Origin of the sequence: Nocardioides sp. YR527 (genome assembly GCF_900101045.1) — a bacterium.
Taxonomy (GTDB): Bacteria; Actinomycetota; Actinomycetes; order Propionibacteriales; family Nocardioidaceae; genus Nocardioides.
In genome coordinates, this window is sequence record NZ_FNFN01000001.1 from 294,722 (window position 1) to 309,741 (window position 15,020).

12 protein-coding genes are annotated in these 15,020 nt (G+C 70.7%); 5 read left to right on the forward strand and 7 right to left on the reverse strand.

The features are described from left to right. Positions 1–84: 84 nt before the first annotated feature. From BLT25_RS01395 to BLT25_RS01415, 5 genes are all read right to left on the reverse strand, one after another. Positions 85–756, reverse strand: coding sequence for a response regulator (locus tag BLT25_RS01395; protein WP_091041183.1), 672 nt, complete (start codon positions 754–756; stop codon positions 85–87). Beyond that, positions 753–2,108, reverse strand: a complete 1,356-nt coding sequence (locus BLT25_RS01400) for a sensor histidine kinase (protein ID WP_218131207.1) — start codon at positions 2,106–2,108, stop codon at positions 753–755. Before BLT25_RS01400 ends, BLT25_RS01395 begins: the two co-directional genes overlap by 4 nt. Before the next feature lie 242 nt (positions 2,109–2,350). Further along, a complete protein-coding gene (locus BLT25_RS01405; RefSeq protein WP_091041185.1) occupies positions 2,351–3,649 on the reverse strand; it encodes a DEAD/DEAH box helicase in 1,299 nt (432 codons plus the stop codon). A 144-nt stretch (positions 3,650–3,793) separates the two neighbouring features. Next, complete coding sequence (locus BLT25_RS01410; protein ID WP_256328397.1) at positions 3,794–4,948, reverse strand: zinc-binding dehydrogenase; 1,155 nt, start codon at positions 4,946–4,948, stop codon at positions 3,794–3,796. A 27-nt stretch (positions 4,949–4,975) separates the two neighbouring features. Next, positions 4,976–5,974, reverse strand: coding sequence for a hypothetical protein (locus tag BLT25_RS01415; protein WP_143033611.1), 999 nt, complete (start codon positions 5,972–5,974; stop codon positions 4,976–4,978). 219 nt (positions 5,975–6,193) lie between these two features. Between BLT25_RS01415 and thrS the strand changes: the two genes are divergently transcribed. From thrS to BLT25_RS01440, 5 genes are all read left to right on the forward strand, one after another. Further along, positions 6,194–8,182: a threonine--tRNA ligase gene (gene thrS / locus BLT25_RS01420; RefSeq protein ID WP_091041188.1), complete on the forward strand. Its 1,989-nt coding sequence runs from the start codon at positions 6,194–6,196 to the stop codon at positions 8,180–8,182. 281 nt (positions 8,183–8,463) lie between these two features. Then, positions 8,464–9,459, forward strand: coding sequence for an AurF N-oxygenase family protein (locus tag BLT25_RS01425; RefSeq protein ID WP_091041189.1), 996 nt, complete (start codon positions 8,464–8,466; stop codon positions 9,457–9,459). Positions 9,460–9,494: 35 nt separating this feature from the next. Next, positions 9,495–11,177 (forward strand): FAD-dependent oxidoreductase, encoded by a 1,683-nt coding sequence (locus BLT25_RS01430; RefSeq protein WP_091041191.1) that lies wholly within the window; start codon positions 9,495–9,497, stop codon positions 11,175–11,177. A gap of 41 nt (positions 11,178–11,218) precedes the next feature. Continuing rightward, a complete protein-coding gene (locus tag BLT25_RS01435) occupies positions 11,219–11,926 on the forward strand; it encodes a TetR/AcrR family transcriptional regulator (protein ID WP_091041192.1) in 708 nt (235 codons plus the stop codon). Positions 11,927–11,968: 42 nt separating this feature from the next. Continuing rightward, on the forward strand, positions 11,969–13,036 hold the full coding sequence (locus BLT25_RS01440) for a M36 family metallopeptidase (RefSeq protein ID WP_256328398.1): 1,068 nt from the start codon (positions 11,969–11,971) through the stop codon (positions 13,034–13,036). A gap of 16 nt (positions 13,037–13,052) precedes the next feature. Here the strand turns inward: BLT25_RS01440 and BLT25_RS01445 are convergent, their stop codons facing one another. Further along, positions 13,053–13,715, reverse strand: a complete 663-nt coding sequence (locus tag BLT25_RS01445; protein ID WP_091041193.1) for a response regulator transcription factor — start codon at positions 13,713–13,715, stop codon at positions 13,053–13,055. Continuing rightward, a complete protein-coding gene (locus tag BLT25_RS01450; protein WP_091041195.1) occupies positions 13,694–14,968 on the reverse strand; it encodes a sensor histidine kinase in 1,275 nt (424 codons plus the stop codon). Before BLT25_RS01450 ends, BLT25_RS01445 begins: the two co-directional genes overlap by 22 nt. Positions 14,969–15,020 lie beyond the last annotated feature (52 nt).

Genomic DNA, 15,020 nt, shown 5'->3' on the forward strand with positions numbered 1-15,020 from the left:
AATCTCCTCTGCGTTGGGAACGAACGGGACCCACGCTATTTCAGCGCCGCGCTCGGCGGATCCGTCGCGAGGATGAACTCGGGCTCACCCGTTGGGAGGGCCGGCCGGAAGGAGCCCGTGGCGGTGGATGAAGACCACGGTCTGCACCCGGTCGCGCAGCTGCAGCTTGGCCAGGCAGGCCGAGACGTGGGTCTTCACGGTCGCCTCGGTGAGGAACAGCCGCCGGGCGATCTCGTTGTTGCTCAGCCCCTCGCCGATGAGCAGCAGCACCTCGCGCTCGCGGGCGGTGAGCAGGTCGAGCTCCCTGGGTGGCTTCGGTCTCGACGCCGGCGGGGCGTTGTCGCTGGTCACCCGGCCGATCACGCGCATCGTGACCTCCGGGGCGAGCAGGGCGTGGCCGTCGGCGGCGGCCCGCACCGCCTCGGCCAGCGAGTCGGGGTCGGCGTTCTTGAGCAGGAAGCCGCTCGCACCGGCGGCGAGCGCGTCGAAGAGATAGTCGTCGCGGTCGAAGGTGGTCAGGATGATCACCTTCGCGTGCCCCTCGGCCACCACCGTACGCGTCGCCTCGATGCCGTCGGTGCCGGGCATCTGCACGTCCATCAGCACCACGTCGGGCCGCAGCTCGCGCACCTTGGCGATCGCGTCGGCGCCGTCGGAGGCCTCACCGACCACCGAGATGTCGTCCTCCAACGAGAGGATGAGTCGGAATCCCGAGCGCACCAGCTGCTGGTCGTCGGCGAGCAGCACCCGGATCACGCCGGCACCTCCGTCTCGATCGGGAACCGCACACGTACCCGGAACCCCTGAACGGCCCTGGGTCCGATGTCGACCTCCGCCTTCCGGATGGCCGCCCGCTCGCGTACGCCGAGCAGACCCAGTCCGCTGCCGGAGGTGCCGTGCCGGGGCCGGCCGTTGTCGGTGATCTCGACCTCGGCGTACGGCGCGGCCGTCGCCCGGTCGACGCGGAGGACGACCTGGGCGCGGTCGGCGGTGGAGTGGCGGCGTACGTTGGCCAGCGCCTCCTGGACGATCCGGTAGACAGAGTGTGCCAGCGGCACCGGGAGGTCCTCGACCGGCCCGACGGCCTGGTAGTCGACCCACAGCCCGCTCTCGCGTGCCCCGTCCAGGAGCGCGGGCAGGTCCTCGAGTCGCGGCTCCGGGCGGCGTACGCCTTCGGCCCCTGCCTCCGCGTCGCCGGCAGGGTCGCGCAGGGTTCCGAGCAGCGAGCGCATCTGGGTGACGCCCTCGCGCGCGGAGGCCTCGACGTTGCCGAGCGCCTCGGCGGCGCCCTCGATGTCACCGGGACGGCCGCGTTCGAGCAGCTTGCGCCCGGCGGCGGCCTGGACGCCGACGACCGCGACATGATGGGCGACCACGTCGTGCAGCTCGCGGGCGATGCGCAGGCGCTCGTCGATCACCGCACGCCGCTGGAGCTGCCCGGACTGCGCGGCGATGGTCGCGGCCTGCTCGGCCAGTTCCGCCTTCTGCCGCGCGCCCCGCCAGGCGACCTGGCCGCCGACGATCGCCCCGGCGAAGTAGAGCAGGTTGACGACGGTGGTGAGCAGCACGTAGGCGCTCACCGGCCCGATCAGCGAGGACCCCTCGGTGTCCGCGGTCGACTCGCGGATCTCGTCCAGCCCGCTGCCGACCGCGTACTGCCAGGCGATCCAGGCGAACATGAACAGCGTGATCAGCCCCATCACGACCACCATGTCCCGCCGGCGCCGCGCCCAGGCCGCGCCGGCGAAGAAGGCGACGAAGTAGATGATCTGCATGGGCAGCAGTCCCATCACCATCGGCAGCCACACCCCGGCGACGAACATGTGCGCCCCGGCCAGTAGCGCGACCGTCAGCGGGAAGCGGCGTCTGAAGACCAGCAGCGCGGCTCCGCTGACCACCGCCAGCCACTCGACCCAGGTCGGTGCGTCACTGGAGTCGAGCGTCCCGACTCCCCGGATCAGCTCCAGGGTGGCCAGGCTCGCGACCAGCACGATCGCCCCGACCAGCCAGTCGCCGAGCGTGATCGAGCCCTCCCGCTCCCAGTCGTCGTCGGTCGCGAAGAAGGTCGCCAGCCGGCCCGGCGAGCCGGAGGTGTCATGCACAGTCACCCGGCCAACCCTAGTTCGGCAGAGGGGTGGGGTCCTCAGTCTCGAGTCGGAGGTCTCGACCCCGCCGGTCGAGCCGTGAGGCCGCCTGCGGCCGAGCGTGTCGAGACCAACACGGTCCTATCGAGCGCCGAGGGGACCGTGTTGGTCTCGACACGCCTTCGCCTAGCGGCTCCGGCGGCTCGACCGGCGGCTCGACCGGCGGCTCGACCAGTGGGTCGACCAGCGGGTCGACCAGCGGTGGATCAGCGAGACCCGGCGGCGCGCTGGCGCTTGCGGGCACGCGAGCCGGGGCGGCTCTTGCGGTTGCCGGTGCCCTCGCCGGCGGGGCGGCGCGGGGGCTGGGTGACGACCGGGACGAACGGGCCCGGGCGGCTGCGCTCGCCCGGGGCCAGCTCGACCAGGATGGGGTGCGAGGGCCCGTCGAGGCGAGTGGTGGTCGGCTTGATCCCGGCGGCCCGGGTCAGGGTGCGGACGTCCTTGACCTGGTCGGGGAGCATCAGGGTGACCACGGTGCCGGAGGCGCCGGCGCGGGCCGTACGCCCGGAGCGGTGCAGGTAGGCCTTGTGCTCGGCTGGCGGGTCGGCGTGGACGACGAGGGTGACGTCGTCGACGTGGATCCCGCGGGCCGCGATGTCGGTGGCCACCAGGGTGGTCGCCCGGCCGGAGTGGAACGCCTCCAGGTTGCGTACGCGGGCGTTCTGGGAGAGGTCGCCGTGGAGCTCGACGGCCGGGATGCCGGCGCGGCCGAGCTGGCGGGCGACGCCCTTGGCGCCGTGCTTGGTGCGGGTGAAGACGACCGTGCGGCCCGGAGCGGCGGCGAGGTCGGCGAGCACAGGGATGCGGTGCTCGCGGGCGGAGAGGTGGAGCACGTGGTGCTCCATCTCGGCCACCGGCGACTGCGCCGAGTCGGCCTCGTGGACGACCGGCTGCTGCAGGAACTGCTTGACCAGCACGTTGACGCCCTTGTCCAGCGTCGCGCTGAACAGGAGGCGCTGGCTGCCCTTCGGCGTCATCGCCAGCAGGCGCCGCACGGCGGGCAGGAAGCCGAGGTCGGCCATGTGGTCGGCCTCGTCCAGGACGGTGACCTCGATCGAGGACAGGTCGGCGTGACGCTGCGAGATCAGGTCCTCGAGGCGCCCGGGGCAGGCGAGCACGACGTCGGCACCCTTGCGCAGGCCGATGACCTGCGGGTTCTGCCCGACACCACCGAAGACGGTCTGCACGCTCAGGCCGGCCTCTGCTGCCAGCGGCCGCAGCGACTCCTCGATCTGGCGGACCAGCTCACGGGTCGGGGCGAGCACCAGCGCCCGCGGCTTGCCCGCCTTCGCCTTCGGGCCACCCGCGAGGCGGGCGACGAGCGGAAGCAGGAAGGCGTACGTCTTGCCCGACCCGGTCCGCCCGCGACCGAGCACGTCGCGCCCGGCGAGGGAGTCCGGCAGGGTCGCGGCCTGGATCGGGGTGGGGGAGGTGATGCCGTGGTGGTCGAGGACGGCGGTGAGGTCTGCGGGCACGCCGAGCGCGCTGAAGCTCTGCTGAGACAAGGAGTCAACTTTTCAAGCGATGTGTCTCGCCATAATGAGTTGATACCGAGAGCGGCCGGGGGCAAGACCGGAACGGGCCGCTGATGGGTCAGATACTACCGGTAGGTGACCCGTCCACCAGAATCGTGGGTGCCGTGTCTCGTGTCACGCCCAGGGGTCGACGAGGATCTTCGCGTGTGTCTCCGGGTCGGCCAGATCCGAGAAGGCCTGGGCGACGCCGTCGAGCCCGACGGTGCCGGTGTGCAGCGGGGAGGGGTCGACCTTCCCGCCGGCGATCAGCTCCAGCGTGCGCGCGAACTCGGCAGGGTCGTAGCCGAAGACGAACCGCAGGTCGATCTCCTTGTGGATCGCGATCGCGGGCCGGATCGTGTCCGGCTCCATGCACACCCCGACCACCACGACACGCGTGTGCAGCGGCGCCGCGGTCATGATCTGCTCCAGCATCCCGGGCACACCGACGCACTCAAAGACGACCGGACCCGTCGGCGACTGCCCCAGGCGGTCGGCGTTGAGCAGCACGGTCTCCCAGGGGAGCAGCGGGATGCGGCGTACGACCTGCATGGCGTCGATCCCGAAGCCGAGGTATTCGGTCAGCGAGCTCACCGGACCACGCTGCTTGTAGGCGTCCCAGGGAGAGGACTCGCGCGGGTCGACGACCACGTCGGCGCCGCACTTCACCGCCAGCGCGCGGCGCGCGGGGGAGAGGTCGGAGGCGACCACCGTCTTCACCCCCTGCGCCTTGAGCATGAGGATGACGGCCAGCCCGATCGGGCCGCAGCCGATGACCACGGCGGGGCGCCGTGCGGAGACGGCCCCGCGGCGTACGGCGTGGAAGGCGACGGCCAGGGGCTCGGTGAACACGGCCTGGTCGGGCGAGACGCTGTCGGGCACCGGGAAGGTGAAGGCCTCCTGGACGACGCAGTACTCCGCGAATCCGCCGGGGGAGTCGACGTCGAAGCCGACCATGTGGACCGCGCCGTCCGTACGCAGCACCGGCAGCGCCGTCACCGACGTGCCCGGCTCCCAGCGGCCGCGGGTCTCCGGGCCGTAGGCGACGACGGAGCCCAGGATCTCGTGTCCGAGCACGATCTCCTGCTCGGGCTTCATCGCGGTGGTGTAGCCGAGCTCGGTGACGACCTCGTTGAGCTCGTCGGCGTGCTCGCGGACGTGCAGGTCCGAGCCGCAGATCCCGGTGCGCAGCACCTTGATCAGCAGCTGTCCCGGCCCGGGCTCGGGACGCGGGACCGACCGCACCGAGAGCTCGCCGTTGTGGACCACGGTTGCGCGCATCTGGTTCATCGGCGCCGACGCTACCTCACCGCGTCCTCACCCGGTCGGCAGTGATCCGGCGGAGGCGATCCGGTGCAGGTGGGCGGTGAACGAGTGCTGGTGGTCGACCCGCGGCAGCCGCAGTGCGGCGCCGGTGACCAGGTGCAGGGTGACGTCGATGCGCGGGTTGGCCCTGCGCTCGTCGACGACGCCGGTGTCGACGCTGGTCACGTCCTCCCAGAGGATGACATCGGTGTGCCGGGCATACTCCAGGACCAGTCCACCCTCGTAGAGCCCGATGTCCACCGCCAGCGGGCGCTGCAGCCCGAGCCAGGTCAGCCGGAACCCCAGGATCAGCCCGGTGAGGGCAACCAGACCCCCGGCCAGCACGAGCACCATCGGCAGATGCGGCCGCGTGGCGATCCAGGCGCCGACCGCGATGAGCGCCGGGCCGAGGACCAGACCGACGGGCGCCAGCCACGCCCGTCCGTGCGCCGGGTGGGTGCTCAGCCGGATGCCGAGGTCTTCGCTGAGCGTCTCCTCGCCCGGCGTACGCAGCCACGTCCGCCGCCTCGGCAGGACCACCAGCCCGAGCACCGTGAGCGCGATCCCGCCCCAGAGCACCGGGTCGCGGCCCATCCCGATGATGCGGGCCGGCCACGGGTTGATCGCATGCTCGCCGTAGGCGTCGGAGTCGACCACCCACATCCGGAAGGTCGCCTTCGAGGGGTCGGGGTCGCGGCCGATGTCGCGCAGCGTGCCATGGATGCTCCCGGTGACCTGCTCGCCGTCGGCGCGCCACCTCCCCTGGCAGGAGGTGATCTCGCCGGTGCCGCCGTCGAACTCGCACCGCTCCACCACGCTCACCTCCGCCCACTGCCCGCTGTTCCAGCGGTCGGCGGCCTGCTGCCCGACCACGGTGGCCGGGAACAGCATCGCCAGCGTGCCGAGGCCCAGGGTGATCAGGACGGTCGCCACCGACGTACGTCGTTGTAGCCGGAGGACCCGGCGGGATGGGTCGATGAGACGGGACTTGGGGCCGGTGGTGGGGAGCACGAGGCCTTTCACATCAGAGACTGGCAGGGACGTCGATCGAGGCTCGGAAGTGTAGCCGTATGCCCCCACGGGTTGGCGCAGCCGAGTCGGAGCCGGCCGTCTCGCGACCGTGCCTGACACGGGGTTCACCCATTCGCAGTACGCCGCCGGCGACGGATACGATCGGAACGCCGCGCGAAGATCGCGGTCCACACATCACTGGAACCCACAGGAGCATCCGTGTCCGAGATCAAGATCGCCGTACTCACCCCCGACGGGCGCGAGGAACGGGCGGTCACTACGGGCACGAAGGCGTGGGAGCTCTTCGCGGACAACCCCGACGTGATCGCGGCCAGGGTGGGTGAGGACCTCAAGGACCTCTCCTACGAGCTCGTCGACGGCGACGCCGTCGAGGGTGTCCTGATCGACTCCAAGGACGGCCACGACATCCTGCGCCACTCGACCGCGCACGTGATGGCGCAGGCGGTGCAGGAGCTCTTCCCGGAGGCCAAGCTCGGCATCGGCCCGCCGATCACCGACGGCTTCTACTACGACTTCGACGTCGAGACCCCGTTCCACCCGGAGGACCTGGTCAAGATCGAGTCCCGGATGAAGAAGATCATCAAGGCCAACCAGAAGTTCTCCCGCCGGGTCACCACCGACGAGGACGCCCGCGTCGAGCTGGCCGAGGAGCCCTACAAGCTCGAGCTGATCGGCCTCAAGGGCTCGGCCGCCGACGCCGCCGAAGGCGCCAGCGCCGAGGTCGGCGGCGGCGAGCTGACCATCTACGACAACCTCGACCGCAACGGCGAGATCGCCTGGAAGGACCTCTGCCGCGGCCCGCACCTGCCCACCACCAAGCGGATCCCGGCCTTCAAGCTGATGCGCAGCGCCGCGGCGTACTGGCGAGGCGACGAGAAGAACAAGCAGCTCCAGCGCATCTACGGCACCGCCTGGGAGTCCAAGGAGGCGCTCGAGGCCCACCTGACCCGGATCGAGGAGGCCGAGCGCCGCGACCACCGCAAGCTCGGCCGCGAGCTCGACCTGTTCTCCTTCCCCGACGAGATCGGTTCCGGCCTCCCGGTCTTCCACCCCAAGGGCGGGATCATCAAGCGCGAGATGGAGGACTACGTACGCGCCAAGCACATCGAGCACGGCTTCGAGTACGTCGGCACCCCTCACATCGCGCGTGAGCAGCTCTTCCACACCTCGGGCCACCTGCCCTACTACGGCGACGGCATGTTCCCGGCGCTGGACGTGGACGGTCAGGACTACCGCCTCAAGGCGATGAACTGCCCGATGCACAACCTGATCTTCCGTTCGCGCGGACGGTCCTACCGCGAGCTGCCGCTGCGCCTGTTCGAGTTCGGCTCGGTCTACCGCAACGAGAAGTCGGGCGTCATCCACGGGCTCACCCGCGTGCGTGGCTTCGCCCAGGACGACTCCCACTCCTACTGCACCAAGGAGCAGGCACCGGCCGAGGTCAAGCACCTGCTCGACTTCATGCTGACCGTGCTCAAGGACTTCGGTCTCGACGACTTCTACCTCGAGATGTCGACCCGCGACGACTCCAACAAGGACAAGTTCGTCGGCAGCGACGAGGACTGGGCCGAGGCAACGAAGATTCTCGAGGACGTCGCCTCCGAGACCGGTCTCGACCTCGTGCCCGACCCGGGCGGCGCGGCCTTCTACGGACCGAAGATCTCCGTCCAGGCCAAGGACGCGATCGGCCGGACCTGGCAGATGGGCACGGTGCAGTACGACTTCAACCAGCCGGCCGCGGACCGGTTCAACCTGGAGTACCAGGCCGCCGACGGCACCCGCCAGCAGCCGGTGATGATCCACTCGGCGAAGTTCGGTTCGATCGAGCGGTTCCTGGGTGTGCTGGTCGAGCACTACGCCGGCGCCATGCCGCCGTGGCTGGCCCCGGTCCAGGTGGAGATGATCCCGGTCGCGGATGCGTTCAACGACTACGTCTACGACGTCGCCGGCAAGCTGAAGAAGGCAGGCGTACGCGTCGAGGTGGACGAGTCGAGCGACCGCTTCCAGAAGAAGATCCGCAACGCCCAGCTCCAGAAGATCCCGTTCATGCTGATCGCCGGAGGCGAGGACGTCGAGAAGGGCGCGGTCAGCTTCCGCTACCGCGACGGCCACCAGGAGAACGGCATCCCGGTCGAGGAGGCCATCGAGCGGATCGTCGCCGCCGTGGAGTCGCACGAGCAGGTCTGAGCCTGTGACCCTGCGAGGAACGAGCAGGGTCACAACGCGAAGAGATCGAGCGAGCCCCGCTTCCGCGAGCTTGCGAGCGGGAGCGACGGGCGGGTCGAGATCCGGCCTCCGTGATCGTCCAGCGCCCCGTCCCCAAGTTGGGGACGGGGCGCTTTCGTACGCCCCGAAGATACACGCGACACGAAGTCGCGCGTACTCTTGTTATCGGGACGCGTGTCCGGGTAACGTGGGTCACGTCGTCAGCTCAACGTAGAACTCAGCGATGCAAAGGAGCGATCGTCATGACCGCTGTTCAGGATGAGAAGTCCGCTGGATACGTCCGCCAGGGCAAGCAGGCCTACCTCGACACGCTTCGTACGCTGTCGGAGGCCTCGGTGGAGGTGCACTTCGACCCGTTCAAGGACATCGACTGGGACTCCGACGAGCTCGCGGTGCTGCCCGACGACGAGCGCTGGATCCTCAACGACTCCGACGAGATCGGTGCCCACCCGTGGTACAAGGCGCTGCCGAAGCAGCGCCAGATCGAGATCGGGATGTACCGCTGGGCCCAGGTCGCCAAGGTCGGCCTGCAGTTCGAGCAGCTGCTCATCGGCGGCGTCATGAACCACCTGGTCTGGTCGAAGAACAACAACCCGGAGTTCCGCTACGCGACCCACGAGGTCACCGAGGAGACCCACCACACCCAGATGTTCCAGGAGTTCGTCAACCGGGTGAACCCCGACGTGGCGGGCGCGCCGACCTACTTCAAGGTCCTGGTGCCCTTCATGGCCTCGGCGGGCGCGTTCTTCCCGGAGGCGTTCTTCACCGGCATCCTCGCCGGCGAGGAGCCGATCGACCACCTGCAGAAGGGTGCGATGCGCTCCGGCGGCAGCCACCCCGCGGCCAACCGGATCATGCAGATCCACATCGCCGAGGAGGCCCGCCACATCGGCTTCGCCCACCAGTACCTCGAGCAGCACGTGCCCGAGCTCGGCCGGGTGAAGAAGACGCTGCTGGCCTACCTCTTCCCGGTCATCATGCGCCTGCTCTGCGACGTGATCATGGTCCCGAGCAAGCAGGCCCGCCACGACATGGGCATCCCGGACGAGGTCGCCCGCGAGATCTGGTGGAAGTCGGAGGAGTCCGAGAAGCTGCTGCGTGACCTCTTCGGTGACGTACGCCTCCTGGCCGACAACCTCGGCATCCGCAAGGGTCCGGCCAAGCTGCTGTGGCGGCTGACCGGCATCGACGGTCGCGCCTCGCGCTACCGTGCCGAGCCGCGCGCGGCGTCGTACTGAACCCCTAGCCCGACGCCCCAGAACGGTAGTCACAAGTGCCTCACGTCGTCACCCAGTCGTGCTGTGCGGACGCCTCGTGCGTGGTCGCCTGCCCTGTCAACTGCATCCACCCCGCCCCGGGCGAGCCCGGCTTCGGCGAGGCCGAGATGCTCTACGTCGACGCCAAGAGCTGCGTCGACTGCGGAGCCTGCGTCACGGCCTGCCCGGCCGACGCCATCGTCCCGCACACGACCCTGAGCGCCGCGCAGGCGCCGTTCCTGGCGATCAACGCGGAGTACTTCGAGGTCTTCCCGCACTCCGACCGCACCCCGCTCGCCCTGGTCCACCCCCAGCGCCGGCTGACCCGCACCGGACCGTTCCGGGTCGCGGTGGTCGGCGCCGGGCCGGCGGGGATGTACGCCGCCGACGAGCTGCTCAAGCACCCCGAGATCACCGTCGACGTCTTCGACCGGCTGCCGACGCCGTACGGCCTGGTCCGGGCCGGTGTCGCGCCCGACCACCAGAACACCAAGCAGGTCGAGAAGCTCTTCGCGCAGATCGAGTCGCAGCCGGGGTTCCGCTACTTCCTCGGCGTCGAGGTCGGCAAGGACGTCTCCCACGCCGAGCTGACCGCCCGCTACGACGCGGTCGTCTACACCGTCGGCGCGGCGAGCGACCGGGCCCTCGGGATCGACGGCGACGACCTGCCCGGCTCGCTCAGTGCGACCGACTTCGTCGGCTGGTACAACGGCCATCCCGACAAGCAGGACCTGCCGGTCCACCTCGACTCCGACTCCCTCCAGTCGGGGCGGGTCGTCCTGGTCGGCAACGGCAACGTGGCGCTCGACTGCGCCCGGATCCTCGCCGAGGACCCCGAGCGGCTGGCCGGCACCGACATCGCCGAGGGTCCGCTGGCGGTCCTGCGTGACAGTGCGGTGCGGGAGGTCGTCGTCCTCGGGCGCAGGGGGCCCGAGGAGGCGGCCTTCACCGTGCCCGAGCTGGTCGGGCTGATGGGGCACACCGGGATCAACGTCGTCGTCGACACGGGCGATCTGCCGCTCGAGGAGGCGCTCGCCGGTGGGGAGACGACCACCCGGTTGCTGCGTGAGCTCGCCGGCCGCGAGGTCGATCCGGAGCTGCGTACGATCGTGCTTCGCTTCCTCAGCTCGCCGGTGCGCGTGCTGGGTGAGGGCCGGGTCACCGGGGTCGAGGTCGGTCGCAACCGCCTCGAGCGCGGCGAGAACGGCGTCGTCCGGGCCGTCCCCACCGGCGAGACCGAGGTCCTCGAGACCGGGATGCTGCTGCGCGCGGTCGGCTACAAGGGTCTGCCCGTGGCCGATCTTCCCTACGACGCCACGACCGGCACCGTCCCCAACGAGCGCGGCCGGGTGCTCCCGGGCGTCTACGTCGCGGGCTGGGTCAAGCGCGGCCCCAACGGGTTCATCGGCACCAACAAGTCCGACGCCGAGGAGACGGTCGAGCAGGTGCTCGACGACTTCGACACGGACCGGATCCCGGCCCCGGTCGGAGACGCCGGCGAGATCGCCGCGGTCGTACGCGGCCGCCAGCCCGCCATGGTCGACCTGGCCGGCTGGCAGGCGATCGACCGCGAGGAGAAGCGCCGCGGTGCCGAGTCCGGCCGTCCGCGGGTGAAGATCACCGATGTCGAGGAGATGCGGGCCATCGCCGCGAAGTCGCGGAAACCCCGATACGCTCTTGGACGTCGCAAGGAGCGCTGAGACGCTCTCGACAAACGTCACGGGAGCAGGGGGAGAAGCGGGTGGCCGGGGAGAAGCGTGATGGTCGGCAGGACCGGTGGAGCAAGCACAACGAGCAGCGCCGCCAGCAGATCATCGATGCCGCCATCGCGGTGATCGAGGCCGGTGAGCCGGGCGCCGACGTGCAGGTTCAGCAGATCGCCGTCAAGGCGGGGTTGTCCCGCACGGTCATCTACCGCCACTTCGAGGACCGCGCCGACCTCGACCGGGCCGTGCAGCAGGCGATCCTCGACGGGCTCTGGTCCGATCTGCTGCCGGGGATCACCCTCGACGGCACGGTCCCGGAGATCATCGAGCGGATCATCGGCACCTACGTCCGCTGGGCACGGGCCCATCCGGCTCTCCACCTCGCCGCCGACCACGACATCGACGGCGGTGACGACGGCCCCTTCCAACAGGGGATGGAGCAGCTCGCGGGCCGGATCTCGGCGATCGTCGGCACCGCCGTCATCGCTCTCGGGGGCAACCCCACCGAGGAGGAGGCCGAGGCGCTCGACCCGCTGATCTACGGCCTGGTCGGCGCCGTCTTCGGTGCCGTGCGCCGCTGGCTGACCCGCACCAGCGAGCGCCTGCCCGCCGAGACGCTGGAGCGGCTCACCGCCCAGTCGATCTGGTTCGTCATCGACGGTCACGCCCGTGGGTTCGGGATCGAGCTCGACCCCGACCTTCCTCTGGAAGAACTCCTGTCCAAGGACATCCTCGCGGTATAGCCTCCCGGTATCACCCGGCCGTACGGCCGTTCATTCCAGGAGATGACCATGCCCCACATGCGCAGACTCTCGATCGCCGTCACCGCAGGCCTGGCGGCCACCGCCGGACTGGCCGTCCCGCTCAGTCCGGCCACCTCGGCCCCGGGCAGCGGCTCCTCCGAGGGCACCGCCCGTGTCTTCATGGTCAACCCGGTCCAGTCCAGCAACGACCAGGGCCTGACCGACCAGAAGGACGCCGCGAGCGCCGTCCCGGACAGTGCCTACGCCCAGGTCCCGCTCACCCACCTGGATGGCTCGGGCTACCTCCGCGGTGACTACGCGGTCGTCGAGTCGAGCACCGGCACTCCCGCGCGCTCGGCCACCAACAGCTTCTCCTACGACCGCCACCAGGACCAGTTCGAGCAGGTCATGGGCTACTTCTGGGTCACCCGTGCGCAGACCTACCTGCACACCCTCGGCTTCGGCGAGACGCTCCCCGGCGTCCTGAACGAGCCGTTCTCGGTCAAGATCAACCAGTACGGCGGCGACAACTCCTACCAGACCGACAAGCCCTACCGGATCCGGCTGGGCAAGGGCGGTGTCGACGACGCCGAGGACGCCGAGGTGATCGTCCACGAGTACGGCCACGCCGTCCACGCCAGCCAGGTGCCCGGCTACGGCAGCAGCCTGGACGCCGGCGCGATCGGGGAGTCGTTCGGCGACTATCTCGCCGTCACCGTCGGGCTCGACGCCGCCGCTGAGTTCGGCTGGCCGGTCGCCGCCGACCCGTCCTGCCCGATGGACTGGGACTCGACCTCCTACACCGACGCCCCGCACTGCATCCGCAGCTTCCACCTCGACCTGACCCTCGAGGACCGCCGCAACCAGGTGCACTACGACGGCCAGATCTGGAGCCAGGCGCTGTGGGAGATCCGCGAGGGCTACCAGGACCTCGGCCTCACCACCCGCGACTGGGACACCACGCTGATCTACTCGCAGTTCTCCTACGCCGCCGACACCAGCTTCCAGGCCGCGGCCGCCGAGACGTACGCCGCAGCCGCGGCTCGCGACGGCCAGGCCGCCGCCGACCTCGTCCGCGACCGGTTCGCCGCCCGGGGGATCACGTTCTGACCCTCACCTCACTCCGCTAGGCCTCGCGCAGATAGGCGAGGACGGCGGAGACGCGTCGGTCGGTGGTCGGGTCGAGCCGGAGCTTGGCGAAGATGTTGCCGACATGCTTGCGCACGGCGGCCTCGGAGACGAAGAGGGTGGTGGCGATGCTGCCGTTGGTACGGCCTTCGGCCATCAGGCCCAGGACCTCGCGCTCGCGCTCGGAGAGCACGTCGAGCGGACCGTCGGGCTGGTGCCGGTTGAGGAGGCCGCGTACGACCTGGGGGTCGACGACGGTCTCGCCGCCGGCCACCCGGTCCAGGCTGTCGAGGAAGTCCCGGACGTGGCCGACCCGGTCCTTGAGCAGGTAGCCGACGCCGCCGCCACCGGTGGTGTCGAGGAGCTCGGCGAGATAGGCGTCGGCGACGTAGGCCGAGAGCACCAGGACGGCCAGGTCGGGGTGCCGCCGGCGGAGCTCGGCGGCGGCGCGCAGCCCCTCGTCGGTGTGGGTCGGCGGCATCCGGATGTCGGTGATGACCACGTCGGGGCGGGTGTGGTCGGTGAAGGCGAGCAGGGCGTCCGCGTCCCCGACCGCGGCGATGACCTCGTGGCCTGCTCGCTCGAGGATGGCGAGGAGGCCCTCGCGCAGCAGCGCGGCGTCCTCGGCCAGGACGATCCTCAGGGGAGCGTGGTCGGGCACGTCATCCTCACTTCCGTCGGTCCGCCCGGTGGGCTGGTGACCTCGAGGTGGCCGTCCAGGGCGGCCAGCCGGGTGGCCAGGCCGGCCAGCCCGCCTCCGGGACGCACGGCGGCGCCGCCGGCGCCATCATCGCGTACGCCGACCTCCAGCCGGTCACCGGTGACGTGCCCCTCGACGCGGGCGGAACGGGCACCGGCATGGCGGACGGCGTTGGTGAGTGCCTCGGCGACCAGGAAGTACGCCGCGGCCTCGACCGGCGCCGGCAGCCGGCGCTCGACCCGCAGGTCGACCGAGACCGGGATCCCGGAGGCGTCGGCGAGCTCGCGGACGGCAGCGGTGAGCCCGTGGTCGACCAGCACCCGCGGATGGATCCCGCGGACGGTGGCGCGAAGCTCGGCCAGCGCCGTCTCGGCCTGGGCGTGGGCCTGCCGGACGAGGTCGAGCCCGTTGCCCTCGGGCACCTCCAGCTCGGCGAGGCCGAGGGTCATGGTCAGCGCGACCAGCCGCTGCTGCGCGCCGTCGTGGAGGTCGCGCTCGATCCGGCTGCGCTCGGTCTCGAAGGCGTCGACGAGGTCGACGCGCGAACGGCGCAGCTCGGCGACGGCCGCGGCCATCCGGGTCTGGGCCGGTTCGAGCAGGAGCCGGGCCAGGCTGGCCTGGGCGGCGGCGAGGAGGGTGGCGGCGTAGAGGCCGGCGATCAGCAGCACCAGGCCCGGGACCACGGCGATCCAGGCCTCCGTGGGAGTGGTGAGCTGCCAGGGGCCGAACGCGACGGGAGCGTCGAGCCGGACCAGGACCGGGGCGAGCACCAGGACACCCGGGATGGTGATGATCAGGTTGATCGCGACGGCGTCGACCACCCACAGCACCGTGCCGACCAGCACGGTGTAGCCGACCTCTGGCCCGGAGATCCGCAGCCGGCGCAGAGCCCGGAGCCGGTCGTTCCAGGCGATCGGCTCCGGCGGCTCGGCCGGAGCCGGTCGTGCCTCGGGGAGAACCAGCCGGAGGCGTACCCGCTCCATGTCGGCGACGAACGCCGCCAGCAGCGGGATCCCGGCCAGAACCAGCACCCCGACCAGGAGGACCAGGGTGAGCAGCCCGACGCCGACCAGCACGAACAGCAGGAAGGCGACGACGAGACCGATCAGAGCGCTCGAGGCCAGGTAGGCCAGGGCGCGCCAGGGCCAGCTGGAGGCGAGCAGCCGCCAGGGGGAGGAGCGCAGCGCGGCCCAGACGTCGGGTGGTGGTCTCATGACTCTCGAGCCTAGGCACTCAGCACCCGTTGTGGGGTAGCGCACGCGCTAC

Coding starts and splice junctions, on each gene's coding strand:
- BLT25_RS01410 (WP_256328397.1), bottom strand. CDS start 4,948: ATGAACCAGATGCGCGCAACCGTGGTCCACAACGGCGAGCTCTCGGTG.
- BLT25_RS01425 (WP_091041189.1), top strand. CDS start 8,464: ATGACCGCTGTTCAGGATGAGAAGTCCGCTGGATACGTCCGCCAGGGC.
- BLT25_RS01440 (WP_256328398.1), top strand. CDS start 11,969: ATGACCATGCCCCACATGCGCAGACTCTCGATCGCCGTCACCGCAGGC.
- BLT25_RS01450 (WP_091041195.1), bottom strand. CDS start 14,968: ATGAGACCACCACCCGACGTCTGGGCCGCGCTGCGCTCCTCCCCCTGG.